This is a genomic window from Hymenobacter nivis (assembly GCF_003149515.1).
Classification (GTDB): Bacteria; Bacteroidota; Bacteroidia; order Cytophagales; family Hymenobacteraceae; genus Hymenobacter; species Hymenobacter nivis.
In genome coordinates this window covers 2,925,255-2,950,492 of record NZ_CP029145.1, presented here as the reverse complement: position 1 = coordinate 2,950,492, position 25,238 = coordinate 2,925,255, and the positions used below count along the sequence as shown (strand labels likewise).

Below are 25,238 nucleotides of genomic sequence, written 5' to 3'. Positions count from 1 at the left end.
TACCTCGCCTGCTCGCCTGTCATCCTTCACTGCGTTTAGAAGCTCCTGTTTAAGTTAACGTCGGCACGGTGTAGAGACGCAAGGATGCGTCTCTACACCGTGCCGGGAGCCGGGAGATTAAACCAAGCAGCTTTTTAGGATGACAGGCGGTGGAGCTTAAGCCTAATTCCGAACCCCTTACCCCGCCACTGGCAGGGTGAAGTGGAAGGCGCTGCCGCTGCCCAGCTCGCTCTCGACCCACAGGCGGCCGCCCTGGGCGGTGATGAACTCGCGGGCGATGCTCAGGCCCAGGCCCGAGCCGCCCTGGTAGCCGGTTTTGTCGGGGATTTGGGTGAAGCGCTGGAAGATTTTGTCGTGGTATTCGGCCGCAATACCGGGGCCCCGGTCCTGCACCGTTACCTGCACGAACTTGCCGGCCGCGGCGGCCCGCACCGTCAGGGTTTCGCCGGCGGGCGAGTAGCGGATGGCGTTGGCCAGCAGGTTGATGAGCACCCAGGTGGTCTTTTCCACGTCGGCGCGTACGGCGGGCAGGTCGGCGGGCAGCTCGGTGGCCAGGCGCAGCTGCTTGTTGTCGAGCTGGGCCTGCACGGTGGCCGTGGCAAAGGCCACCACGTCGGGCAGGGCGGTGGCCCCGAAGTTCAGCTCGATGCCGGCGCCGGGGTCGAGGCGCGACACGTCGAGCAACTCGCCCACCAGGCGCAGCAGGCGCTGGGTTTCGCGCCGGATGCCGTCGGTGACGCGCGTGCGCTCGGCAGCGTCGATCTTGTCGGTTTGCAGCAATTTCAGGCTCATGTTGATGCTGGAGAGCGGCGTTTTCAGCTCGTGCGACACCGTGGCCAGGAAGTTCGATTTCACCTGGTCGAGCTTTTTGAAGTCCGACACGTTGCGCAGCGTCAGCACGTGGCCCACGAATTCCATTTTGTCACTGGCCTCGTTGAAGTTCACCAAGTCCTGCACCGCCAGGCGGTAGTACACCTCCTCGCCGTTGCGGGCCACCGTCAGCAGGGGGGTTTCGGCCACGGCGGTGGCGCGGCGCGGGGCCCCCAGGGGGCGCAGCATGGCGGCCAGCAGGTCGTTGCGCTGGGCCACGGCGGCGGCCAGCTGGTCCACGAGCTGGGCCACGGGCAGGCCCAGCAGCTCGCCCAGCACGGGGTTGGCCAGCAGGATGCGGCCGTTTTCGTCCAGTAGCAGCAGGCCCTCGTCGAGGCCGTTCACCACGCTGCGGGCCCGGTTGCGCTCGGTCACCAGCTCGGCCAGGGTGGAGGTGCGGTACTCCTGCAGCTGCACCAGCATGCGGTTGAAGGCCCGCGCCACCCGCCCAAACTCGTCCTGGCTTTCGACCGGGATGCTGGCCTCGAAGTTGCTGCCCACGGCGTGCTCCAAGGCGTTGGTGAGCTTGCGCAGCGGCAGCACCGCCGCCTCGGGCACGCTGCCCACCAGCAGCAGGGCCAGCAGCACGGCCAGCGTGGCCACCAGCAGCAGGTTGCGCCCGGCGCCGGTGGCTTGCTGGGCCAGCTGCCCGTTTTTACGCCTCAGAGCCAGGGTGTTCAGCCGGATCATGCGGTGGGTGTGGGCGCGCAGCTGCTCCAGCACCGGCACAGACGGCTGCCGCTGGAAGGCGTCGAACCCTTGGGTGAGCGAGTCGACCAAGGCCCGCTCGCCGGGCTCGGTGATGTTGCCCGCCTCGCGCGTGAGGGCCTGCTGAAACTTTGGGGCGGCCGCCGGGGCCCCCGGCGCGGTTTCCATCCGGTCGAGGGCTTGCAGCATCTGCTGGCCCAGCTCCACGGAATAGAAGTTGGCCGTCAGGATTTGGCCCGAGTCTGCGCTGAGGCCCCGCACCGTGTAGTAGGCGTAGCCGCCGATGCTGCCCAGCAGCACCAGCAAGGCTAAGAAGCCCAGCGTAATCTTGGTTTTGAGGTTCATGGCGGGGGGCTGGTTGCTGGTTATTCGTTGTCAGTTGCTGGTTGTTCGGGGTTGATTAGGTCATCTAGCGTCCGCGCAGTCGAAGCATCTCTGCCGCTCACTATCTATTGATTACTACCGCGGTAGAGATGCTTCGACTGTGCTCTGCTGCGCGCTGCATGACGTCCTCTCATCAAAAAAATAATTTACTCAGTCAATACGTTACCAGGAAAATATCTAATTCGGGCGTAGCTGTGGCAATGGCCCGCACTAGGCCCCGGGTGATGCCGCCGCGGCCGGCGAGGCGCTCCCAGGCGGTTTTTTCGCCCGTTACGCCGCACACTAATAAGGTGGCGTTTTTCTCGGCCGCCACCCGCCGGATGGCCCCCACCACGTCGTCGTCCTTCACGCGCAGGATTTGGGCCCCCAGCTCGGTGGCTAGCTGGAGGTTGTTGAGGAGGTGGCGCTGGGTGGCCAGGCCGATGCGGTTGGCGCTTTCGCGGCCGGTTTGCACGTACAGCACGTACCAGGCGGCGGCCCCGAAGCGGTCAGCTAAGCGCGAAGTTTTGCGGATGATTTCCTTAGCCGCCTTTTCGTTGGAGTTGATGCAGGCTAGAATGCGGTCGTCGTTGCGGCGCCGGGCGTCCACAGCGGGGGCCCCGCCGCCGCTGTTTTCCACCTGGTGGCCCAGCAGCTGGGCCACCTCGCGCACGGCCAGGCGCCGCAGTTGCAGCAGGTTCTCGGCCTGAAAGAAATTGGCCAGCGCCGTGGGCACTTTGGCCGCGTCGTAAATCTTGCCTTCCTCCAAGCGGGCGCGCAGCTCGCCCACGGTCAGGTCCACGTTCACCACCTCGTCGGCCATCTTCAGCAGCCGGTCGGGGATGCGCTCGGTCACGTCGGTGCCGGTAATTTTCAGCACTTGGTCGTGCAGGCTTTCCAGGTGCTGCACGTTCACGGCCGTAATCACCGAAATGCCTTTCTGCATCAGCTCCTCCACGTCCTGCCAGCGTTTTTCGTGGCGCGAGCCGGGCACATTGGTGTGGGCCAGCTCGTCCACAATCACCACCTGGGGCCGCTGCTTCTCAATGGCGTCGAGGTCCATCTCGGCCAGGGCCCTGCCCTTGTAGTACACCTGCTTGCGGGGCAGCAGCGGCACGCCGCGCAGCTCTGCCTCGGTACCGGCGCGGCCGTGGGTTTCCACGTAGCCCAGCAGCACGTGCACGCCGTGCTGGTGCAGGTCGTGGGCCTCTTGCAGCATGCGGAAGGTTTTGCCCACGCCGGCGGCCAGGCCCAGGTAGATCTTGAGCGTGCCGCGCCGCTTTTCCTGCACGAGGCGCAGGAAGCGCTCGGCGGACAGGTCGCGCGGGTCTTGCTCGGGGGCCGTCATGGCGGTAGGGTAGGGGTAAAGGGATAGTGGTTAAAGGGTAAACCCTATCATGAGGGTGGCGGCGACGTTGGTGCGGCCGAAGGATTTTTCCTTCTGGTACACCTGGTTTTTATCGACGAACTCCTTCACCTCGGCCCGCAGGATGACGCGCGGCACCGGCAGGTAGTCGAAGCCCAGCGAGTAGCCCGTAGTGCGCAGGCCGCCCGCCCGCGTGGGGGCCAGCACGCCCGCGGGGTCGTGGTAAAACTCGGCCCGGCCCACCAGGCCCGCCCGCTCCCAGAGGCGGCGGCGCACAATGAGCGAGCCGCCCTGCCAGGCGTCGTAGCCGCCGCGGCCGTCGAGCTTCTCCTGCCAGCCGGTATCGAAGGCCGCGGCAATTTTCCATTTCTTCGAGGGGTCGTAGGTGACGTAGAAGTCGTGGAAGTAGCGCAGCCGGATACCGAGCGAATCGGGCACGTTGCGGCCCTCGCCAAGGAACGTGCTGGAGTTGAGCAGCACCTTGGCGCTGGGCCGAAACTGGATTTGGGTGCCGATGGCTTGGTTCTGGTTGCGGTCGCGGATGACCTGCCAGCCGTTGATGGTCAGGAACGAGAACAGCCACTTCTTGCCCTTGTCGTAGGTGAGCTTGGCGCCGGCCTCGTAGTAGGGCGAGTTGTCGGCCATGATGGAGCGCGTGAGCGTGAGGTTATCGCGCGAGTTGGGGCCCTCCAGGCCGATGTGCGAGAGAAAAATACCGGCGTCGAGCCACAGGTTATTGGCCACTTTTACCCCGGCCCAGGCCTCGTAGATATTTTTGAAGATGCCCGGCTCGGCGGCGTAGTTGGCGTCGGGGTAGGTACCGGTTTGGATGGCGAAGGTGCCGCGCACCCGCTTGCCTGTGTAGCGGGCCCCCAGCAGGGCCAGGTTCAAGGCAATCTGGTTGTGCAGGCTCTCGGAGTAGATGAAGCCCGGCCGCGTCAGGCTGGCGGGATTGTTGAAATCGTAGCCGTAGTACACGCCCACGTAGCCAAAAAACTCGGGTTTGAGTTCTTCGGCCCCCGTGTCGGCCGTGGCGGCGGCGGCAGTAGTGGCGGCGCCCACTGTAGTTGGCGCCGCGGGCGGGGCCGTGGTGGTGGTGCTGGTGGGGGCCGGCGCGGGGGCCGCTGGTACCTGCTGGGCACGGGCCGGCCTTAGCAAGCCGGTGGCCAACAGCGCGGCCGCGAGAAAACGAATAGAAAGGGACATAAGCGGTTAGTCGCGGGTGAGGGATAGCTCGGGGCGGGGCGGCAGGGCCAGGGGTACGTTTTCAATGGTGAAAGAAGAGTTGTCGAGCCCGAAGCTCTGCTGCTCGCTGGCCCCCAGCCAGCGCAGGGCCCCGTAGCCGCGCAGCACGGCGTTCTGCCAGGCCGGTAGCTGGCCCTGGTAGGGGAGGGTGCGGTTGAGGATGACAAACTCAAAGTCGCCGGTCATGTCCTGGCCGCGCAGCGATTCGTAGCGCGAGGTGAGGTCGAGGTCCTCGGTTTTCACCAGGTCTGTGAGCACCTGCCGGAACATGTAGTTGATGGCGTGGTCCACCCGGAAGCCCAGGCGGAACTCGATGCGCATCAGGTTGTCGGGCAGGATGTGCGTCACGTGGTAGGTCTTGGTGTAGGGGTCGTCGGTGGTCACCACGTGGATGAGGTAGTACATGTCGGCCCGCTTGGGATTTTTGCGGAACAGGCTGTGGACGATGCCATTCTCCACCTGCTTGGGGTCGTTCGACTTGGTGAGGTATACCAGGTGGGTGGCGAACTTGGCCACCGTCTGGTCCACGCTCAACTTGGCCAGCAGGGGCAGGTAATCGGCCAGGGGCGTGAACTGGGCCAGCTGGTTGCGGATGCGCCGGCCCTGAATCCAGCTCACCATCACCAGCAGCAGGGCCGTGCCCAGCAGCACGCTCAGCCAGCCGCCCTGGGTGAACTTGCGCAGGTTGGCCACCAGAAACGAGCCCTCTACGGTGAAGTACACCGCCAGCAGCAGGCCGATGAGCACCACGCTGCGGCGGTGCAGGCGCAGGTAATAGGCCAGTAACACGGTGGTCATCAGCATGGTCACCGTTACGGCCAGGCCGAAGGCCGCCTCCATGCGGCCCGACTCGCGGAAGTGCAGCACCACGCCCACGCAGCCGGCGCACAGGATCCAGTTCAGCGACGACACGTAGGCCTGGCCGCGCAGCTCGGTGGGGTAGGAGATTTTGACCTTGGGCCAGAAATTGAGCCGCAGCGCCTCGATGATGAGCGTGAACGAGCCCGAAATGAGCGCCTGCGACGCAATAATCGTGGCCAGCGTGCAGATGATGATGGCCGGCAGCAGTCCCCAGGCCGGGATCATCAGGAAGAATAAATTCCGCTCGCCCAGCGGGGCCCCCAGGTGCTGGAGTAGCCAGGCTCCCTGGCCCAGGTAGTTGAGCAGCAGGCAGATTTTGACGAACGTCCACGACACGTAAATGTTGGAGCGGCCCACGTGGCCCATGTCGGCGTACAGGGCCTCGGCCCCGGTGCTGCACAAAAAGATGGAACCCAGCAGCCAGAACCCGCCCGGCTCCGTGATGATCATGTGCAGGGCGTAGTATGGGTTCAGGGCCCGCAGAATGCTCCAGTCCTGTACCAGGTGGGTGGCCCCGAGCACGGCCAGCATGCTGAAAAATACCAGCATCACCGGCCCAAACAGCTTGCCGATGATGGCCGTGCCCGCCTGCTGGAAGGTGAACAGCCCCACGATAATCACCAGCACGATGGGCACCGTGTCGAGGTCGGGCTTGAGGATGCGCAGCCCCTCGATGGCCGAGGCCACCGAGATGGGCGGCGTGATAATGCCGTCGGCCAGCAGCGCCGCCGCCCCGATGATGGCCGGCAAGTACAACCACTTGATTTTGAGCCGCCGCAGCAGCGCGTACAGCGACAGAATGCCGCCCTCGCCGTTGTTGTCGGCCTTCATGGCGATGAACACGTACTTCACCGTCGTGAGCAGCGTGAGCGTCCAGATGATGGCCGACACCGTGCCCAGCACCACGTCTTCCGTCACGGGCCGGCTCACGAACACGCCCCGCACGGTGTACAGGGGCGAGGTGCCGATGTCGCCGTACACGATGCCAAGGGCGATGAGCGTGCCGGCCGTGGTGGCCTTATTTTGGAGGGAAGCGTGCGGGGTGGGGGTAAGGCTTTGGAGCATGGGGGCTGTTACGGAGGCTGGTCGGTAAAGGCTTGTGAAATCAGCCAAAAAATTGCCGCTGGCCCCGTCCGCAGCCAGCAAAAGCAAAGGCTTGAAGGGGCGCTGCCCACCCGGCCCTTCAACCTTTCATTTTATTCAAAAGCAAAGCTGGCCGCCCGCTCAAAACCGCACCACCACGTCCATCGCCGCCGTGAACTGGTCTCTCTTCTGGCCGTTGTCGTAGGGCGTGGCGCCGGCGGCGTAGGCCCGCTCGTAGCGCACCTCGGGCCGGATGCGCACCAGCTCGCTGAAGTGGTGCACCACGCCCACGGTGTGGCTGGAGTAGGCCGTGGCATAGCTCGTGCGGTTGCCCTGCGGGTCCACCAGCAGGTCGTTGCGCACCGAGAGGTAGGTAAGCTTGCCGAGCTGCACCTGGGTGTAGTTCACGGCCCCCACGGCGTTGGAGGTGCCCGGGTGCAGGGCCCCCGCGCCGGTGCCCTGGTAGAAGCGGCGGCCGGGGCCGTCAATCACGGTGCCGCCCACCAGCGCGTCGTACTGCCAGATGTAGTAAACTTCGGATTGGGTGTGCACCTTGGCGTTGAAGCGGTGGCCCCAGGTAGCCACGGCCATTTGCAGGTTGTCGTGCTCGTGGCTGTACTGCCCGCTGCCAATGGAGTTGATGCCCGCGTAGATGGAGTTGTTGTTGGTGCGCGACACGTAGCGGAACATGGCCAGCCCGTTGAGGTGCGCCGACTCGTTCCACACGGCCACGTCGTTGCCGCCATGCACGCCCAGCTCAATTTGCCAGTACGGGCTGAGGCGCACTGTGGCCTGGGCCCCCATGAAGGTGTAGGGGTCCACGGTGAACATCAGCGAGTGCGAGTACAGGTAGTTGTCGGGGGCCCACTGGGCCTCGATGTCGGCCGGCGAAATGAAGCGGCCCACCTTCAGCAGCGTGCCCTGCCCGATTTTAGGCAGGTACAGCAGGCCGTAGAACTGGGTAGGGTCGTAGCCGTAGAGGTGGTTGCCGGCCAGCAGCCGGTCGCTGAAAATGCCCTTGGCGATAGTGTAGCGGTAGTCGGTGCCGAATATATTGTCCACCAGAAAGCCCCAGTCCATGTGGTCGGTCTGGATGGTGTTGGGCTGGCGCTCGATGCGCAGAATCAGCTGGTCGAGCACTACCTGGTTGGGCACCAGGTTGTAGGAAGTCGGTGCGTTCGAGTCGTGCGAGGTGCTCAGGTTGCCGCCGATGCTGGCCCAGCCGTAAATTTTAAAGCGGCTTTTGGTTAGCCCCAGGGCCTTTTGCAGCGGGTAATTGGCTGCTTCGGCCGAGATGCCTACCACCGGGGCCCCGTCCCACTCCGAGCTGGGAAACGGCAGCGAGGCCAGCGGCGAGGGCAAGCTGCGGCCGTTGGTGCCGTCCACGGTGGGCAGGGTCCCCGCCGGTGGGGCGGGGCTAGGGTTTTGGCCGGGCACGGGCTGCTGGCCAAAAGCCAGCGTTGTACCAATGCTCAGGATCAGGGCCAGTGCGTACTTCACAACAAAAAAGGGGAGGGGGTGAAAAGAAGCGGGAACCTGAAAGAAAGAAGAACGAGGGGTAGATATTATTATTCAACATATTGTAATTAAGCAGATTAAAGCCTAAAGTTGACAGCAAAAATCAGGCGGTTTTCGTAGTCGCGCAGGTCGGGCTGGTACGAGCGCGGTAGCACCTGGTCGGCGTAGCCGCTGGGCGAGGTGGTGCCGCCGGGTCCGGCGAAGTAGGGCACGTTGGCCGAGCGGTGCACGTACTCTACCCGGAAGGTCACGAAGTCCGAGGGCATCATGTCGAAGGTAATCGTGCCTTCTTCGGCCCGCAGGTTTTTGGCATCGGTGCGGGTAAAGGCGTTGGTGCCGTCGCCGCCCGGCACGGCCGGGTTGAAGCTGAGGTAGCGCGAGGGGTTGTTCACAAAGCCCACGCGGGTGGTCACGGCCAGCTTGTTTTTGGCAAACCAGATGCGGTTGGCCAGCGAGCTGCCCACCATGTAGTTGTTCTTGATGGCTACCCCGTCGCCGCTCTGGAAGCCAAAGTGGGTGTTGAGGCTGAAGGCGGCCTGCGTGATGCCGTGCAGGGGCCCCCGCTTGTCTTTGTGGTAGTAGCGGGCCACGATGGAGTTATCGTGGTGGAAGCGCTGCACGTTGGGGTAGCTGGCCCGGCCAACGGCCAGGCTATCGGCCGTCGGCCGCGAGTCGTTGCCGTAGTAGAAGTTGGCCACCAGCTGGAGATTTTCGTTGGGCCGGTAGTAGTTCGAGTTGCCGATGGCCGGGCGGTTGTTATAGGTGTGGTAAGTCTGCCAGCCGTTCATCAGCCACAGCTCGGTTTTGAACTTCTTGCTGGGGTAGAACTGCGCCCGGGCCCCCTGGAAGTAGAAGGGGGTGAAATCGCAGACCAGGCTACGCTGGTAGCTCCAGTTTTCCTGGGTCACGTAGCTTTCCAGGCCGATGTAGCTCATGAAAATGCCCAGCTCCAGGTTCAGGCCGTAGGCCACGTTGAAGTGGTAGCCGGCCGCCGCCTCGCGGATGTACTTGAGGTTGTTGGTGGTGATGCCCACGCCGTTATTCACGCCGTTGGCCCCAATGGTAGTGCCCGTGTTGCGGCCGCGCAGCACCGAGGCGTCGGTTTCCTGAATCACGTTCAGCATCGAGCCCGTTTGCAGCCACAGGCGGCCGATGATGTTTTTATAGTTGCTCTCGATGCCGATGCTGGCCAGCGCCACCGAGAATTCCTGGGCGCGGCCCGTCACGGCCGAAATCGTCTGGGTATGGTCGAGGGGCCGGGCGAAGTTGTAGTTGTAGTAGCCATCAAGGAACGTGGTGGCCGTGAGCACCGTTTCGCCGTCCTTGTCCTTAAACTGAAGCGGAAAGTTCTGCTGGCGGTTCTGGCCGTTCACCCAGCTCAGGTCCATGCCGTCGAAGGGGATTTTGGCGGCCGGTGCCGGGGCCCCCGCGGGGGCCGAGTAGGCCACGGCCTTGGCCGTATCGCCTTTGATAACGGGGTTTTGGGCGGCGCCGGTTTCAGTAGTTTGGGCCAGGGCCGGGGCAAAAGAGCCGGCGGCCAGCAGGGCCGTCAGCAAAGGTTTCGGTAACAAGCAACGAGAAAAGTTTTTCATCGAAATAAGTGGGAACGGGAAGGAGCTAGTGCCTCCCCGGCGGCCCGGGCAGGCCGCGCGGGGAGGGCTTTTAGGCAGGTGTGGAAAGAATATAATTGGAGTTAATTGGGCCCCCATTGGCCTCAGACTATCAGTTCGATAGCCAACCACAGCAGCAATAAGAAGGTTAAGGCAGCTTTCATGGCGAAGCGAAAAAAAGGGTTAGCGGCCCGCGGGCTGGGCCAGCGCATCAAGCGCCAGGTTGAGTTCCAGCACGTTCACTTTGTCGGGGCCCAGCAGGCCGGGCTCGACGTGCTGCTGCACTAGGGCCTGCACCCGGGCCGGGGCCAGGCGGCGGGCGGCGGCCACCCGCGCCACCTGCACCAGGGCCCCCTGGGGTGAGAGGTGTGGGTCGAGGCCCGAGCCGCTGGCCGTGAGCAGCTCGGCGGGTACATCGGCGGCTTTCACCCCGGGGTTGCGCACCAGAAACGTGTCGAGGCGGGCCTTCACTTGGGCCAGGTACTCGGGATTGGAAGGGCCTTTGTTGGAGGCCCCGGAGCCGTCGGCGTGGTAGTCGACGGTTGAAGGGCGGGAGTTGAAGTATTCGGGCTTGTCGAATTTCTGGCCGACGTTGGCAAAGCCTACCACGCGGCCGTTGCGGCTGATTTGCACGCCCTCGCCCCGGCCGGGAGCCAGCTGGGCCACGGCCCACACGATAGCCGGATATAGCACGCAGCAAAGCACAAGCATGAGCGCGGTGAAACGGATGGCGGGAAGCAGTTGATTTTTCATGAGAATTAATTTTTCGGAACGTCGTGCTGAGCGAAGCCGAAGCATGACGTTCTTTTTGATTTCAAAGGGATTCTACAAAAAGAGCCCCACTACCAGGTCAATGGCTTTGATGCCGATAAAAGGCACCACCACCCCGCCCAGGCCATAAATGAGCAGGTTGCGGCGCAGCAGCGCCGACGCGCCCACGGCCTGGTAGGCCACGCCCTTGAGCGCCAGCGGCACCAGCGCCGGAATGATGAGGGCGTTGAAAATAACGGCGCTCAGAATGGCCGACTGCGGCGACTTGAGCCCCATCACGTTTAGGGCCCCCAGCGCGGGGATGGCCACCATGAACAGGGCCGGCACAATGGCGAAGTACTTGGCCACGTCGTTGGCAATGCTGAACGTGGTGAGGGTGCCGCGGGTCATCAGCAGCTGCTTGCCAATCTCCACCACCTCAATGAGTTTGGTGGGGTCGTTGTCGAGGTCTACCATGTTGCCGGCTTCCTTGGCGGCCTGGGTGCCGGAGTTCATGGCCACTCCCACGTCGGCCTGGGCCAGGGCGGGGGCGTCGTTGGTGCCATCGCCCATCATGGCCACCAGCTTGCCGGCTTGCTGCTCGGCGCGGATGTACTGCATCTTGTCTTCGGGCTTGGCCTCGGCGATGAAGTCGTCCACGCCGGCTTTTTCGGCGATGAACTTGGCGGTGAGGGGGTTGTCGCCGGTCACCATCACGGTTTTAATGCCCATCCGGCGCAGGCGCTCGAACCGCTCCTGGATGCCGGGCTTGATGATGTCCTGCAATTCCACCACGCCCAGCACGCGGTCGTTTTCGCTCACCACCAGCGGGGTGCCGCCGTTGCTGGCCACGGCCTTTACGCGGTCGGCCACGTCGTCGTGGTAGGTTTGGCCGGCGGCCTCGGCCAGCTTGCGGATGGCATCGGCGGCGCCCTTGCGGATGCGGGTGCCGTCGCCGAGCGTCACGCCCGAAGAGCGGGTTTCGGCCGTGAACTTGATCAGTTCGGCCCCGTCGAGGCGGCTTTGCAGGGCCTGGGGGTCCACCTTGTTGTCGCGGGCCAGCTCCACAATGCTTTTGCCCTCGGGCGTTTCGTCGGTGAGCGAGCCGATGGTGGCCCGCTCCACAAACTCCAGCATCGGCACGCCGGGGGCGGGCCAGAAGTGGGTGGCTTTGCGGTTGCCGATGGTGATGGTGCCGGTTTTATCCAGCAGCAGCACGTCGATGTCGCCGGCCGTTTCCACGGCTTTACCGCTCTTGGTGATGACGTTGGCCCGCAGGGCCCGGTCCATGCCCGCAATGCCGATGGCCGAGAGCAGCCCGCCGATGGTGGTGGGTATCAGGCACACAAACAGGGCAATGAAGGCCGAAATGGCGATGGGCGTTTTGGAATACTCGGCAAATGGGGCCAGCGTCACGCACACAATCACGAACACCAGCGTGAAGCCGGCCAGCAGGATGGTAAGGGCAATTTCGTTGGGCGTTTTCTGCCGCGAAGCGCCTTCCACCAGCGCAATCATCTTGTCGAGGAACGACTCGCCGGGGGCCGTCGTCACCTGCACCACGATGCGGTCGGAGAGCACCATCGTGCCGCCCGTAACCGACGATTTATCGCCGCCCGCCTCGCGGATAACCGGGGCCGACTCGCCCGTGATGGCTGACTCGTCGATGGTGGCGAGGCCCTCAATAATCTCGCCGTCGGTGGGAATCAATTCCCCGGCTTCAACTACGAAAACCTGCCCTTTCTGGATCTGGGCCGAACTCATGGCTACCATTTTGCCGTCTTCCATCCGCACGTTAGCGGGCGTATCCTGGCGAGTTTTGCGCAGGGAGTCGGCCTGGGCTTTGCCCCGCGCCTCGGCAATGGCCTCGGCAAAGTTGGCAAACAACAGGGTCAGAAACAGCACGAAGAATACCGTGAAGTTGTAGCCAAAGCTGCCCTGCGCGGCATCGGGCTTGAAGAGCAGGCCGATGGTGAGGAAGAACATCACCACCGTGCCGATTTCCACGGTGAACATCACCGGGTTGCGGAACATGACGCGCGGGTCGAGCTTGACGAAAGCCTGGCCAATGGCCTCGCGCACCAGCGCCGGTTGAAATAAAGATTGGGATTGAGTTGCCATTATCTTGAGCTGTTAGCTAATACTAATAGCTATTAGCTTTTAACAGAGAGAAAATTGAAAGCCTGATAAGCGCGCGACCAGGGGGCAGCTTACTTTGCGAAGAGAGTGAAATGCTCGGCTAGCGGGCCCAGGGTCAGCACTGGGAAGAAGGCCAGCGCCGCGATAATCCAAATCACGAAAAAGACCATGATGCCGAAGGTGAACGTATCGGTACGCAGGGTGCCGGCGCTTTCGGGGATGAATTTTTTGCGGCCCATGAGGCCCGCAATGGCCACCGGGCCGATGATGGGCAGGTAGCGCGAGAGGATGAGCACCACGCCCGTGGAGATGTTCCACCAGGGCGTGTTGTCGCCGAGGCCCTCGAAGCCCGAGCCGTTGTTGGCGGCCGAGGAGGTGTATTCGTAGAGCATTTCCGACAGGCCGTGGTAGCTGGGGTTGTTCAGCCAGGCGGCGTATTCGGTGGGGTTGCCGGCGTAGAGGTGCGCGGCCATGGCCGTGCCCACCAGTATCATCAGCGGGTGCAGCAGGGCCACGATGACGGCGATTTTCATCTCGCGGGCCTCAATTTTTTTGCCCAGAAACTCGGGGGTGCGGCCCACCATCAGGCCCGAGATGAAGACGGCGATAACGGCGAAGACGAAGAAGTTGAGAATGCCCACGCCCACCCCGCCGTAGAAGGCGTTGGTCATCATGCCCAGCATTTCGCACATGCCCGAAATAGGCATGTGCGAGTCGTGCATGGAGTTGACCGAGCCGCACGAAATGATGGTGTTGGTGATGCCCCAGTAGGCCGAGGCGGCCGCGCCCAGGCGAATTTCTTTGCCTTCCATGGCCCCCAGGTGCTGGTCGACGCCCATGTGCGTGATGGCGGGGTTGCCGTGCATCTCATAATACACCGTGGGGCCCAGCAGCATCAGGAAGCCAACGGTCATCACCCCAAACACCATGTAGGACAGGCGGCGGCGCTTGAGGTAAAAGCCCAGGGCAAACACCAGGGCAATCGGAATCAGCACCAGGGCGAAGTTTTCGACGGCGTTGGTAATGTAGGTGGGGTTTTCGAGCGGGTGGGCCGAGTTGACTCCGAAGAAGCCGCCCCCGTTGGTGCCCAGCTCTTTAATGGCAATCATGGCGGCGGCCGGGCCCCGGCTCACGTTCACGGAGTCGCCCTGCACGGTTACGATGGGCGCTTTGCCGCTCCAGGTCATGGGCGTGCCCTGGAACACCAGCACCATGGCCACCGCCAGCGCAATCGGCACCAGCAGCCGCGTATGGGTTTTTACGAAGTAGTTGTAGAAGTTGCCCAGCTTTTCGGTGGTGCCGTCCTTGAGGGCGTTGAACACGACCACGCAGGCCACGATGCCCGTGGCGGCCGACACAAATTGCAGGAACGTGATAACCACTACCTGCGAGAGGTACGACAGGCCCGACTCGCCGGAGTAGTGCTGTAGGTTGCAGTTTACCAGAAACGAGATGGTGGTGTTGAACGCCAGGTCGGGCGTCATGCTCGGGTTATGGTCGGGGTTGAGCGGCAGGCTGCCCTGGGTGCAGAGCACGAGCATCGACCAGAAAAACCAGACCAGGTTGATGGTGAGCAGCGCCACCATGTGCTGCTGCCAGGTCATCTCCTTGTTCGCATCGACGCCGCCGAGGCGGAAGATCAGCCGCTCGAAAGGGGCCATAAAGTCGGACCAGCTTTTATCGCCCCGGTACACGGTAGCCAGGTAGCGGCCCAGCGGAATAGCCAGCAGCACCGTCGCGCCAAAGATGCCGAGGATGCCGAGAAGTTCTTTGTTCATATCAAAAAGTGGGCGGCAGCGGGACGCCACCGCAGGCGTTAAAATTTCTCAGGTTTGAGGAGCACGTAGCACAGGTAGCCGAACGTGGCAACGGCGAGCAAAAGCAGGGCGAACATCATGGCGCGAAAGCGGGTTAGATGTGGTCGAAAAAATCGATCGATTTGAAAAAGAGCCAGAAAAAGCCGATGCCGGCAGCAGAGAGGACCGGAATCATGAGGGCGGGGGCCATGGCAAAAAGCTTTAGTGAAGAATGTGTGGATGCGTGGGCGGCAAGCCAACGCCGCTCCCAACCCCGGTAGCGGACGCCGTATTTATGTTAAATGCAAGATTATCAGGGAGGAATATTTTTTTGGGCTTGCTGTACTAGGGGCCCGGCGGCCGGCCCACCCTACCGTTTTGGTAGGGTGCTTTCCAAAACGGCAGGGTGGCGCCGGGCGCACGCAGCCGCTTAGGGCCCCGGCGCGGCGTTGGGGGTGCTTTGGGGCCCCTGGCACGGCGCTGGCATCAAAGGGACCGATCATCCAACCTGCCCCATGCCCGACCTACTGGCCGAAATCACCGCCGCCGCCCGCGCTTACTACGCCCAAGCCAATGCTTTGCCCCTCACTGCCACCGATTTCGCTTCCTGGCTCGACGAGCTGCCCACCGCCCAGCGGGCTGGCCTGCTGGCGCGCGGCCTCCCCGGCGGCCGGGCCGAGCCCCGCTTCCTGCGCTACTGCCTGGAGTGCCGGGGCTACGCCATGCGCGCGTTTATGGCCCCGCGCCTGTCGGTGCCCGCCTACGAGCTGTGGGCCGCCCACGGCGAGTTCAACGGCGACCTGCCGCTGCACAGTATCGCCCGGTAGCTGGGGGGCCTGAAGGGCTGGGGGTGAGGTTCCGCCCGCGGTGGCTCGCGCACACGAAGCCCGAAACCACTCTAGCTACGCTACGGCAGCGGCGCGTAGTGCTGGTGCGCATAGGCGCTGTACAGGCGGCTGGGCATGAGCTGCCGGGCAAGCTGGTTGCCGCGCGCCGTGCCGTCGAGGTGCAGGCAGTGGAGGTAGCCACTTTCGATGGCGGCGGCCAAGGCCGTGTCGCCGTCGTTGCGCAGGCGGTCAGCCACGGCAAAACAGCGTTGCAGGCGCAGCAGGGCATCGGCGGTGGCGGCGGCGCGGGTGTAGGCCGCGAAGCAGGCCAGCTGCCGGTGCACGCTGGGGTAGGTGGCGGGGGCGTGCAGCGCAGGGGCCAGGCCGGGGAAATGTGCGGCCAGCAAGTCGGCCGTGCGCGTGGGGTCCAGCATGGGAAAATTCAATGAAAAGGCGGGAAGCCCGCCCGGCGTAGGGCCCCGCCCCGGCGCGCTACCGACCGGGGCGGGGCCAGCCGCGGTTCGGCTAGGTGCCGAATCGTTGGAAAGCTCGGGGACCCCGCTTCAAGCCCTGCGCCACGGTAGGCCCAGGGTTATGGCTGGATGCGTAAAATGATGATAACCAGGAGATAATTTTTATTAGCGGGCTTTTGGGACGTACCAACGGGCCCCGGGGGCTTTCCGTTTTGGTAGGGTGCCTTGCTACTTTGGTAGGGCGCGGCCGGGGCCCCCGGCCGGCGCTGCGCCCCGGGGCCCCTTGCCCACACGAACGGCCGGGCCCTCGCCTCACCGAAAGGCCGTTGCCCGGCCCGCCCGCTGCCGGGCCCCCGCTACCCCAGCCCGTACTCCTGCACCTTGCGGTAGAGGGTGGTGAGGCCGATGCCGAGCACCCGGGCGGCCTCAGTTTTGTTGCCGCCGGCTTCCAGCAGGATGCGGCGGATGTGCTGCTCCTCTACGCGGCGCAGGCTGCGCTCATCGTCGGCGGTGGCGGGGCCCGCGGGAGTGGCCGCGGCGAGCTGCACCTCCAGCGGCAGGCCGTCGAGGGCGAGCGGCTGGCCGGCGGGCGTGAGGATGGCGGCGCGCTCGAGCACGTTGCGCAGCTCGCGCACGTTGCCGGGCCAGGCGTAGGCTTGCAGAGCGCGCAGGGCTTCGGCGGTGAGCACCAGGGGCTGGCGCGTGAGCTTGGCCGCCAGCTGCCGCGCGTAGAACGCGACCAGCGCGGGCACGTCGGCGCGGCGGGCGCTGAGGGGCGGCACCTGCACCTCGAACACCGAAAGGCGGTAGTACAAATCGGGTCGGAAGCGCCCGGCGTCTGCCTCCTGCTTGAGGTTGCGGTTGGTGGCGGCCACCAGGCGCACGTTCACGCGGGTGGGCTTGGTGTCGCCGATTTTCAGGAACTCCTGGGTTTCGAGCACCCGCAGCAGCTTGGCTTGCAGGCCCAGCTCCAGCTCGCCAATCTCGTCGAGGAACAGCGTGCCGCCGTTGGCTTCCTCAATCAGCCCCTTCTTATCGGCCTGGGCCCCGGTAAAGGCCCCTTTCTTGTAGCCAAACAGCTCCGATTCCAGTAATTCGCGCGAAAAAGCGCTGCAATTGACGGCCACAAAGGCCTTGTTGCGCCGCCCGCTAGCCCCGTGGATGGCCTGGGCAAAGAGCTCCTTACCCGCGCCCGTGGGGCCCCCCAGCAGCACGGTGGCGTCGGTGGGCGCCACTTGGCGGGCCAGGTGCTTGGCCGCTTCCAGGGCCGGCGCGTGCCCGATGATGGCGTCGAACGTGGACTGGGCCCCCGCCACCTGGCGCTCCAGGTCGGCTACGCGGCGCTGGAGGCGGGCTTTTTCCACGGCCCGCTCGGCCACCACCAGCAGCTGGTCGTCGGAGTCGCCCTTGGTGAGGTAGTCGAAGGCCCCCGCCTTCATGGCGCGCACGCCGTCGGCCACGGTGCCGTAGGCGGTCATCAGCACCACCTCGGCCAGGGGCGCCTGCGCCTTGAAGCGGGGCAGCAGCTCCACGCCGTGGCCGTCGGGCAGCTTCACGTCGCTCAGCACCAGTAGCACCTCGTCGGCGTGGTCGTGCAGGGTTTGCAGGCCGCGGCGGGCGTCGGGGGCTTGCAGCACGGTGTAGCCTTCCAGCTCCAGCAGCCGCCCCACCACGGTGCGCAGCTGGGTTTCGTCGTCAATCAGCAAAATGGTGCCGGTGGGCATGGGCGGGCGGGGCAAGTGGGGCCCCAAAGAACGGCCAAACGGCCCGCCCACCACGCAAAAAGGGCCCCGCACCAAACGGTGCGGGGCCCTCAAAACGGCTAACCTGGCTACTACTTATTTACGCTGGTGGGCGCGAACAGGTCCGCCGCCAACTGGGCGGGCGTGTTGGGGTTGGTCGTTATCTCAATCTGCGGGTACAGGAATCGCTGGGGCAGCATAGCGCCCGTCTTGGGCGTCACGCCGATCAGGCTTTTGGCCAGTACGCTGCCGCCGGCCAACGGCTGGGCCCGGCGCTGGTCGTTGAAGGGCTCAATCTGGCCTATCATGCTCAGGTACTTTTCCGTCAGGATTTCCTTCAGCAGAGCCTCGTTGGCGTTGGCTGCGCCGTACACGGCCATGCCGCCGGCGGCGAAGTCGTCGGCCGTGTAGGCATCGTACTTCACTGCGCCATTGGCGGTGTAGAGGCTGCCGCTGCCCGTGTGGCTGGCGCGCACGGCGTTCAAAGCAGCCAGGCCCGCCGAGAAGTTACCCAACCGGATTTGCGCTTCGCCCAGCACCAACTGCGTTTCGGCGAACGTAACCATCGGGTAAGAATTATCAATCTTAAAAGCCCCATTGGTAATGTTGGGCTCGTAGTCTAAGATGGCGTTCCCGTTCGGGAAGGTTTTCGCGTAGAAGTAGTTCAGGCGGCCTGTTTCGGTGGTTTTGGCGTTGTTGTGGCCCGAGGCCAGCAGCTTGGTTGCAAAAGCACCGTCGGCGGTGAGGTCGCCCGGCCGGTCGTTGTTCAGAAAAGAGTTCAGCAGGTTTTGGTTTGATCCCAAAGCCGTGCCGTGCGTGAACGTCATGTTGTTGGCCGGCGCCGAGATGCCCAGCGCGGCGTACTTAGCGGCGTTAGCGTAGTCCCTCGTGTGCAGATAATAGCGCGCACGCAAGGTGTTGGCCACGCCCAGCCACTGCGCGCCACTGCCGGCAAAGAAGATGTCGGCTGCGCCCGGGCTAGCGCCGGGCTTGGCCAGGTTGGTAGCAGCGTCGGTGAGCAGCGTTTGCATACTGGCATACACGTCTTTCTGCGCGTCGAACTTGGGCTTACCAATGGCCGGATTGAACGCTTCCGAGTACGGAACGTCGCCCCATAAGGCCGTAGCCTGGCCAACCGACAGGCCTTCCAGCGTCTGGGCAATGCCTTTCACCAGTGGGTTTTTGTCGACGTCGGCCCCGGCTTCCGCCAGCCGGGCGTTGTTCGTCACGTACAGGTAAACCGTGCTCCAGTCGTTGTCGTAGTCCGAAGCCAGGGTCTGGTACCCGTCGAGGCTGAGTTGCTGGCGCGAAACACCGGTAAATTGCTGCGCCCAGATGTTGGAAACCCGCATCGCCCCCGTTTCCTCTTGCAGCCCCGTTGCTACTTGCGCGGACGTGAGTAGTAGCGATGTGCTGGCCGCTGATGGTAAGTTGGGGTTGACGTCAAACCCGGTCACAAACTTTTCGCAGCCGCCTAGGGCCGCCGCGGCCAAAAGCCCGGGGAAAAGTATTTTTAATGATCGTTTCATATAAAGCGGAGATGCGAGGCATCAACAAATAAAAGCTGGAAAAATTAGTACGTGAGGCGCACGGAGAACAAGACCGAGCGGGTGCTGGGGTTGTTGAAGTAATCCAGACCCCGGCCGTTAGAAACCCCCGTCAGGTTCGTCTCCGGGTCCACGCCCGAGTAGTTCGTCCACAAGTAGATGTTGCGGCCAGTCAGGCTGAAATCGATGGATTGCAGCTTGGTGGCGTCGCGGAAGGCCGCAGAGTTGAGCGAATACGACAGTGTGACTTCCCGCAGGCGGGTCGTGTTCACGTGCTCCACATACTGCTCGCCAGCGCCGCCAAAGCCGCTGCCGGCGCCGTTTGAATACCAGTCCTCGTCGAGCGCCACGGGGCCCCCGCCAAAGTTGTTCACCGTCCCGCGGAAGGTCACGCTGCCGTCGGCGTTGAGTACATATGCGGCGTTCTGACCCACTTTGGAGGCCACGGTGCCGCCCCCGAACGTTTTGGTAGCGGCCGCGTCGGCGGCGCTCAGCGTGGTGCGCGTGCCAGTAATGGCCGACGTGCCAAACGTGTTCAGGATGCTGCGGGTGCCGTTCCAAACGTCAAAGCTGTGCACGTGGTCGAGCAGGGCGTACAGCGAGAGGCCCTTGTAGCGCAGCGTAGCGCCAAGGCCCCCGCGCCACTGCGGGTTGGGGTCGCCCACCACGCCGTTGGTGGCGGCCAGCACGGCGAAGCCCTGCGGGTCCAGCGCCAGGGCATTGGTGCCGTCCGTAGTGCGGGCAAACCGCGACCCGTAGAGCGTGCCCAGCTGGTGGTCTTTGATGGCCACTGAGTTGATGGAGTTGCCGCTGAAGCCGTTAAGAAACACGGATTGTACCCCGGCCAAATCGGCCACGTTGTTCTTGTTCTGTGAGAAGTTAGCCGCCAGGTTAAACCCAAAATCAGCCGTTTTGATGATGGCTCCGTCCAACTGCAACTCAATGCCCTTGTTGGTGATAGTAGCGGCGTTCTGCCACTGCGACGAATAGCCCGTGGTGTACGGCGTCGATACCTGGAGGATAGCAGCGGTCGTCTTGTTGTTGTAGTACGTCGCACTGAAGCTGATGCGGTCCTTCAGGAAACGCAGGTCCAACCCAGTTTCCACTTCCGACTTGCGCTCGGGCTTCAGGAACGGATTGCCCTGCACTGTGCTCCGAATGTAGCCCCCGCCGTAGTTGGCCACGTCCAGGGCTGGCCCAAAGCCATCCACGAAGTTGCCGCTGCCCGGGACGTAATAAGTTTGGGTCTGGTAGATGCCGGGCTGCACCCCAACTTGGCCGTACGCTACCCGTAGCTTGCCAAAGCTCAGCGCCGCGTTGTTGGCAAACGCCGGAATCTTGGTAAACTGCCAGGCAAAAGTGCCCGACGGGAAGTAAAAGGTGCTTTTGGTGGAGGGCCCGAACGTCGAAGCGGACTCGCCGCGCAGGGTACCCGTCAAGTAGAACTGGTCCAGCAGCGAAACGTCCACCTCGCCGTACACGGCAGCCGTGCGAATCACCGACTTGATATTGTATGGGACGCGGGTGTTGGCCGGTGAGTTATCGAGCTGGGGCGGTGAGAGAACGTTCACGATGTTGGTGGCCGAAGCCCCCACTTGGTCGGCCCGGCGCTCGTTCAGGTTGTTGCCTACAATGGCCGAAATCGAGAAGTTCTCGCTAAAGCTGTGGTTGGCCCGCACGATGAAGTCGTTGTTTACCTGCGTCTCGGTAATGTACTCCTCGGTTAGGGCCCCCGATAGGTTAGCGGCCGACTGCCGCGGGAAAAACGCCTCGCGACGGTCGGTATAAGTGTCCACCCCCGTGCGGTTAAGGAAACTGAGCCAGTCGGTGGGGTGGTAGTTAAGTTCAGTAGAACCCACCAGGCGGTTCACCAGGGAAGTATTCGTAATGCGGTTGATGGTAAAGTTGGGGTTGTCGTAGCCCGGGTTGCCAGCGCCCAACGGGTTGCGATAGGTTACCTGTCGATTTGCTATTAGTGCGCCGGTCTTATCAGTGTAGTCCCCGATGTATTGACTGTTGTTATAGTCAGCAGGCGAGCGCAGGCCGCCCAGGAAAATACCGCTGACGTTGGAGCCCTGTTGAACACGGTTGGAGAATGTCCGGGCGTAGGTCACGTTCACGGCTGAGCTGAACTTGTCCGACAAGTTGCGGGTCACGTTCGCGCGAATGGTCGTGCGGTTGTTGTCGCTATTGTTGTACACAATGCCCTTGGTGTAAGTGTTGCTGCCGCTCAGGAAGTAGGTCGATTTCTCGTCGCCGCCACTAAACTCGATAGAGTTGTCGCGGTAATAGCCCGTGCCGAAAACATCGCGGCCGTGGTCGTAGGTCTGCTGGCTGTTTTTGCCGCCGTGGGGGTTGGCCGCCGTGCCGTTGGCAATGGCGTACTGCGTCGAGCCGTCGGGGAAGGTCACGAAGCCTTTGTAGGCAGGGTTGGTTGGGTCGGTAATCTGGGCATCGGCCGCGCCAGTACGGTCGCCGATGTAGTCGCCCCAGCTTCGGCTGCTAGAGCTACCAAATTTGTACAAACCACCGGCTCCCTGGCCATAGTTGAGCTGTAGCGCCGGCGTCTTGTTGATGCGGTCGAAGCTGAAGGTCGAGCGCACAGCAATGTGCATCCGGTCGCCCAGCTTGCCCTTTTTGGTGGTGATGACAATCACGCCGTTGGCGGCGCGGGTGCCCCACAGCGCGGCGGCGGCGGCGCCCTTCAGCACTTCCATCGAGGCAATGTCGTCGGGGTTGATGTCGTTGAGGCGCGAGGCCTGCACCACGCCGTTGGTCTGGTTCGAGCCGGCGCCGCCGTTGCTGGTCAGGATACCATCGTTGCCAATAGACGAGTTAGAAATCGGAATGCCGTCCACCACAATCAGCGGCTGCAAGTTGCCCGTGATGGTGGCCGCGCCCCGAATCTGGATGTTGGCGCTGGCGCCCGGGTCGCCCGACGAGCGGGTGATGAGCACGCCTGGCGTCTTGCCCGAAATGCCGGTCACGACGCTGGTTTCGCCCGAGCTTACCAGGGCCGCGCCCTGCACCGTGGCCTGGGCCGTGCCCAGCTGGTCGCGGTTGGCCTGGAGGCCCAGGGCCGTTACCACCACCTCGCTCAGCTGCTTGGCGTCGGTGGCCAGTGCCACGTTTAGGGCGCCGCCGGTGATGGGCTGCTCCTGCGTAGCAAAACCCACAAAGCTGAATACCAAGGCAGAAGCATCTGCTGGCACGTCGTTCAGCACGAAAGCACCTTCCGAGTTACTCGTGGTACCGACGGTCGGCCGCCCTTTCACAATCACTGTCACTCCGGGCAGCCCTTGGCCCGTGGCCCGGTCGGTTATTTTCCCAGAAACGGTTCGGTTCTGCGCCTGGGCCTGCTGCAACAGGCCGCCAAGGAGCAGGACAAATAATAATAGAGTTTGCTTCATTTTTTGGTTGGTTTGGTGAATGGAATGTGAATAATGAAGAAAATGAGAAGCGTTAATAGCTAAGAAATCAATACCTGGCTCAAGTCCCTTCGCCGGAAATGGCCGGGGCCCCGGCGCCCATTGCTGCCCAATAAACGTCTTGTGGCCTGCCATCCTCGGGGCCCAGCCTATTCTCTACTTTCGGTAGCGGCAACTTAGTTTTAACCAATGACGAACAACTGATTAATAATAGTGCAACTCGCTGATAGATAGGAATATAATACCTAACATATTGCGCTGATTCCTTAACTGCCCAACTGCTTCAATGCCAAATGTATAAAAAAAAGCCCGGGGCCCTGCACACGGCAGGGGCCCCGGGCCCGTTTCCTACAAATAAAAACTAGTCGCGCTTGCCTTTCAGCACGCCTTTTAGGGCGGCCAGCTCGTCGCGCAGCTTGGCGGCTTGCAGGAAGTCCAGCTCCTTGGCGGCGGCCTCCATCTGCTTCTCGGTCTGCTTGATGAGCTTTTCCAGCTCGGGGCGATTCATCATGGCTACCACCGGCTCGGCGGCCATGGCCAGGGCGGCCCCGCCGTCGGCGTAGCCCAGGGGGGCGGCCTGGGGCTCCACAGTGCGGTAGTTGGCCAGGTCGGTTTGGCCCAGTATCTGGGCGTGGCTCTTGCGCACGGTGCGCGGCGTGATGCCGTGCAGCTCATTGTAGGCGGCCTGGGTGGCGCGGCGGCGGTTGGTTTCGTCAATGGCGCGCTGCATCGAGCCGGTCATGCGGTCGGCGTAAAGGATAACCTTGCCGCGGTCGTTCCGCGCCGCCCGGCCCATGGTCTGAATCAGGCTGCGCTGGTCGCGCAGGAAGCCTTCCTTATCGGCGTCGAGGATGGCCACCAGGCTCACTTCGGGCAAGTCGAGGCCCTCGCGCAGCAGGTTCACGCCAATGAGCACGTCGATTTCGCCCAGCCGTAGCTTGCGCAGAATCTCCACCCGGTCCAGGGTTTTCACGTCGGAGTGCACGTATTCAACCTTGATGCCCAGGCGCAGCATGTACTTGCTCAGCTCCTCGGCCATGCGCTTGGTGAGGGTGGTCACGAGCACCCGGTCGCCCATCTTCACTCGCTCGTCCACTTCGTCGAGCAGGTCGTCGATCTGGTTGGAGCTGGGGCGCAGGTCGATGATGGGGTCGAGCAGGCCCGTGGGGCGGATGACTTGCTCCACCACCACGCCGTCGGCCTGGGCCAGCTCATAGTCAGCCGGGGTGGCGCTCACGAACACGGCCTGCTGGTACATGCTCTCGAACTCGTTGAACGTCAGGGGCCGGTTGTCGAGGGCCGAGGGTAGGCGGAAGCCGTACTCGATAAGGGCGGTTTTGCGGCTGCGGTCGCCGCCCCACATGGCCCGGATTTGGGGCATCGTGGCGTGGCTTTCGTCCACCACCAGCAGGTAGTCTTTCGGGAAATAATCTAAGAGGCAGAACGGGCGCGAGCCGGGTGTGCGCTGGTCGAAGTAGCGCGAGTAGTTCTCGATACCCGAGCAGTAGCCCAGCTCCCGAATCATCTCCAAATCGAACTCGGTACGCTCCTGGATGCGCTTGGCCTCTACGTCGCGGCCTTCCTTTTCGAAGTAAGCGTGCTGGGCCACCATGTCGTCCTGAATCTGGTGGATGGCGGTTTGCAGCGTCTCCTTGCCGGTCACGAACAGGTTGGCCGGGTAAAGCGTGGCGGATTGCTCCTCGCTCAGCTTCTTGCCGCTCACCGGGTCAATCTTCTGCACCGACTCAATCTCGTCGCCGTAGAAGTAGATGCGGTAGGCGTAGTCGGCGTAGGCCGGGAACACGTCCACGGTGTCGCCCTTCACCCGAAACGTGCCGCGGGTGAACTCCACCTCGGTGCGCGAGTACAGAATCTGGACGAACTGGTAGAGTAAATTATTACGCGTGTAGCGCTGCCCGGGGGCCAGGAAAATGATGTTTTTGGCGAACTCCTCGGGGTTGCCGATGCCGTAGATGCACGACACAGAGGCCACCACAATCACGTCGCGCCGGCCGCTAAGCAGTGTGGAGGTGGTGTGCAGGCGCAGCTTCTCAATCTCCTCGTTGATGGCCAAGTCCTTCTCAATGAACACGTCGGAGCTGGCGATGTAGGCCTCGGGCTGGTAGTAGTCGTAGTAGCTGATGTAGTACTCGACGGCGTTCTCGGGAAAAAATGCCTTGAATTCGCCGTAGAGCTGGGCGGCCAGCGTTTTGTTGTGGCACAGCACGAGGGCCGGCTTGCCGGTTTCGGCGATGACGTTGGCCATCGTGAAGGTTTTGCCGGTACCGGTAGCTCCCAGCAGCACCTGGGCGTGCTCGCCGTTGTTTACGCCCGCCACCAGCTTGGCGATGGCGGCGGGCTGGTCGCCGGTGGGCTGAAATTCAGAGGTTAGCTGGTAGTCCATGCGGAAAGGAAAGCGGCGGAAAAGGCCGACCTACCCAACCCCAAACCAGGGGCTTGGGTTTCTGCGCTTTCAACAAAAATAGCGCGCGCCGCCGCCCGGGGCCCCGCTCAGCGCGGGTCGCGCCAGACCAGCTGCCGGTCGGCCGCGAGCCGATAGAATTCTGGGCAGCGCCCGTCGCCCTGGCCCGAGAGGCCGCCGCCCGGGGCGCACAGCACGTTCAGGCACGCGTCGTATAACGTTTCGTATTGGTCGCAGCACGGGGCCGTGACCAGGTACACCGGCTGGCCCCGGAACGTGTACTGCCACACTTCGTAGGCCGGGTTGCTTTTGGGCAGCGCCTCCAATTCCGCAATTTTGGCTTGGATGCTGGCGCTGCACTGGGGCCCCGGCTCGCTGGCCGCGGGGCTGCACTGGGAGGCCAAGAGGGGCAGGCTGCCGAAAGCCGCCAGGCAAAAGAGTCGAAGTTGAATCATAGAACGTCCTGCGCTGCGGTGGTGGAAAAGGCTAC

17 protein-coding genes are annotated in these 25,238 nt (G+C 63.2%); 1 reads left to right on the top strand and 16 read right to left on the bottom strand.

Annotation, left to right across the window (positions count from 1 at the left end):
• Positions 1-177 precede the first annotated feature (177 nt).
• From DDQ68_RS13170 to kdpF, 10 genes are all read right to left on the bottom strand, one after another.
• Complete coding sequence (locus DDQ68_RS13170) at positions 178-1,923, bottom strand: HAMP domain-containing sensor histidine kinase (protein WP_109656704.1); 1,746 nt, start codon at positions 1,921-1,923, stop codon at positions 178-180.
• 193 nt (positions 1,924-2,116) lie between these two features.
• A complete protein-coding gene (locus DDQ68_RS13165; protein ID WP_109656703.1) occupies positions 2,117-3,289 on the bottom strand; it encodes a histidine kinase in 1,173 nt (390 codons plus the stop codon).
• Between the two features lie 30 nt (positions 3,290-3,319).
• Positions 3,320-4,513: a porin gene (locus tag DDQ68_RS13160; RefSeq protein WP_109656702.1), complete on the bottom strand. Its 1,194-nt coding sequence runs from the start codon at positions 4,511-4,513 to the stop codon at positions 3,320-3,322.
• Between the two features lie 6 nt (positions 4,514-4,519).
• A complete protein-coding gene (locus DDQ68_RS13155) occupies positions 4,520-6,478 on the bottom strand; it encodes a KUP/HAK/KT family potassium transporter (RefSeq protein WP_109658427.1) in 1,959 nt (652 codons plus the stop codon).
• 159 nt (positions 6,479-6,637) lie between these two features.
• Positions 6,638-7,996: an outer membrane beta-barrel protein gene (locus DDQ68_RS13150; RefSeq protein ID WP_162550086.1), complete on the bottom strand. Its 1,359-nt coding sequence runs from the start codon at positions 7,994-7,996 to the stop codon at positions 6,638-6,640.
• A gap of 95 nt (positions 7,997-8,091) precedes the next feature.
• Positions 8,092-9,585 carry an outer membrane beta-barrel protein gene (locus tag DDQ68_RS13145; RefSeq protein WP_162550085.1) on the bottom strand — a complete coding sequence of 498 codons (1,494 nt, stop codon included), beginning with the start codon at positions 9,583-9,585 and terminating at the stop codon, positions 8,092-8,094.
• A 222-nt stretch (positions 9,586-9,807) separates the two neighbouring features.
• Complete coding sequence (gene kdpC / locus DDQ68_RS13140; RefSeq protein WP_109656699.1) at positions 9,808-10,377, bottom strand: potassium-transporting ATPase subunit KdpC; 570 nt, start codon at positions 10,375-10,377, stop codon at positions 9,808-9,810.
• Positions 10,378-10,449: 72 nt separating this feature from the next.
• Complete coding sequence (kdpB, locus tag DDQ68_RS13135; RefSeq protein ID WP_162550084.1) at positions 10,450-12,495, bottom strand: potassium-transporting ATPase subunit KdpB; 2,046 nt, start codon at positions 12,493-12,495, stop codon at positions 10,450-10,452.
• A gap of 89 nt (positions 12,496-12,584) precedes the next feature.
• The gene (gene kdpA / locus DDQ68_RS13130; RefSeq protein ID WP_109656697.1) at positions 12,585-14,291 is read right to left on the bottom strand and encodes a potassium-transporting ATPase subunit KdpA; all 1,707 of its coding nucleotides are present in this window, start codon (positions 14,289-14,291) and stop codon (positions 12,585-12,587) included.
• Between the two features lie 38 nt (positions 14,292-14,329).
• On the bottom strand, positions 14,330-14,407 hold the full coding sequence (kdpF, locus tag DDQ68_RS24785; RefSeq protein WP_109658426.1) for a K(+)-transporting ATPase subunit F: 78 nt from the start codon (positions 14,405-14,407) through the stop codon (positions 14,330-14,332).
• A 417-nt stretch (positions 14,408-14,824) separates the two neighbouring features.
• On the opposite strand from kdpF, the gene DDQ68_RS13120 reads away from it, so the two are divergent.
• Positions 14,825-15,136, top strand: coding sequence for a hypothetical protein (locus tag DDQ68_RS13120; protein WP_109656696.1), 312 nt, complete (start codon positions 14,825-14,827; stop codon positions 15,134-15,136).
• Positions 15,137-15,216: 80 nt separating this feature from the next.
• Here the strand turns inward: DDQ68_RS13120 and DDQ68_RS13115 are convergent, their stop codons facing one another.
• The 6 genes from DDQ68_RS13115 to DDQ68_RS13090 form a co-directional block, all read right to left on the bottom strand.
• Complete coding sequence (locus DDQ68_RS13115) at positions 15,217-15,570, bottom strand: DUF7674 family protein (RefSeq protein ID WP_109656695.1); 354 nt, start codon at positions 15,568-15,570, stop codon at positions 15,217-15,219.
• A 395-nt stretch (positions 15,571-15,965) separates the two neighbouring features.
• Positions 15,966-17,333, bottom strand: a complete 1,368-nt coding sequence (locus DDQ68_RS13110) for a sigma-54-dependent transcriptional regulator (RefSeq protein WP_109656694.1) — start codon at positions 17,331-17,333, stop codon at positions 15,966-15,968.
• Positions 17,334-17,443: 110 nt separating this feature from the next.
• Positions 17,444-18,880, bottom strand: a complete 1,437-nt coding sequence (locus DDQ68_RS13105) for a SusD/RagB family nutrient-binding outer membrane lipoprotein (RefSeq protein ID WP_109656693.1) — start codon at positions 18,878-18,880, stop codon at positions 17,444-17,446.
• Between the two features lie 44 nt (positions 18,881-18,924).
• Positions 18,925-22,308 carry a SusC/RagA family TonB-linked outer membrane protein gene (locus tag DDQ68_RS13100; protein ID WP_162550083.1) on the bottom strand — a complete coding sequence of 1,128 codons (3,384 nt, stop codon included), beginning with the start codon at positions 22,306-22,308 and terminating at the stop codon, positions 18,925-18,927.
• 379 nt (positions 22,309-22,687) lie between these two features.
• Positions 22,688-24,730 carry an excinuclease ABC subunit UvrB gene (gene uvrB, locus DDQ68_RS13095; protein WP_109656691.1) on the bottom strand — a complete coding sequence of 681 codons (2,043 nt, stop codon included), beginning with the start codon at positions 24,728-24,730 and terminating at the stop codon, positions 22,688-22,690.
• Positions 24,731-24,837: 107 nt separating this feature from the next.
• Entirely contained in the window at positions 24,838-25,203 is a 366-nt protein-coding gene (locus tag DDQ68_RS13090; RefSeq protein ID WP_109656690.1) for a DUF6970 domain-containing protein, read from the bottom strand.
• Between the last annotated feature and the right edge of the window lie 35 nt (positions 25,204-25,238).

Excerpts from the sequence above, each read along its gene's own strand:
- kdpF (WP_109658426.1), bottom strand. The coding sequence starts at position 14,407 with ATGTTCGCCCTGCTTTTGCTCGCCGTTGCCACGTTCGGCTACCTGTGC.
- DDQ68_RS13090 (WP_109656690.1), bottom strand. The coding sequence starts at position 25,203 with ATGATTCAACTTCGACTCTTTTGCCTGGCGGCTTTCGGCAGCCTGCCC.
- kdpC (WP_109656699.1), bottom strand. The coding sequence starts at position 10,377 with ATGAAAAATCAACTGCTTCCCGCCATCCGTTTCACCGCGCTCATGCTT.
- kdpB (WP_162550084.1), bottom strand. The coding sequence starts at position 12,495 with ATGGCAACTCAATCCCAATCTTTATTTCAACCGGCGCTGGTGCGCGAG.
- DDQ68_RS13105 (WP_109656693.1), bottom strand. The coding sequence starts at position 18,880 with ATGAAACGATCATTAAAAATACTTTTCCCCGGGCTTTTGGCCGCGGCG.
- DDQ68_RS13160 (WP_109656702.1), bottom strand. The coding sequence starts at position 4,513 with ATGTCCCTTTCTATTCGTTTTCTCGCGGCCGCGCTGTTGGCCACCGGC.
- uvrB (WP_109656691.1), bottom strand. The coding sequence starts at position 24,730 with ATGGACTACCAGCTAACCTCTGAATTTCAGCCCACCGGCGACCAGCCC.
- DDQ68_RS13120 (WP_109656696.1), top strand. The coding sequence starts at position 14,825 with ATGCCCGACCTACTGGCCGAAATCACCGCCGCCGCCCGCGCTTACTAC.
- kdpA (WP_109656697.1), bottom strand. The coding sequence starts at position 14,291 with ATGAACAAAGAACTTCTCGGCATCCTCGGCATCTTTGGCGCGACGGTG.
- DDQ68_RS13165 (WP_109656703.1), bottom strand. The coding sequence starts at position 3,289 with ATGACGGCCCCCGAGCAAGACCCGCGCGACCTGTCCGCCGAGCGCTTC.
- DDQ68_RS13115 (WP_109656695.1), bottom strand. The coding sequence starts at position 15,570 with ATGCTGGACCCCACGCGCACGGCCGACTTGCTGGCCGCACATTTCCCC.
- DDQ68_RS13155 (WP_109658427.1), bottom strand. The coding sequence starts at position 6,478 with ATGCTCCAAAGCCTTACCCCCACCCCGCACGCTTCCCTCCAAAATAAG.
- DDQ68_RS13100 (WP_162550083.1), bottom strand. The coding sequence starts at position 22,308 with ATGAAGCAAACTCTATTATTATTTGTCCTGCTCCTTGGCGGCCTGTTG.
- DDQ68_RS13170 (WP_109656704.1), bottom strand. The coding sequence starts at position 1,923 with ATGAACCTCAAAACCAAGATTACGCTGGGCTTCTTAGCCTTGCTGGTG.
- DDQ68_RS13110 (WP_109656694.1), bottom strand. The coding sequence starts at position 17,333 with ATGCCCACCGGCACCATTTTGCTGATTGACGACGAAACCCAGCTGCGC.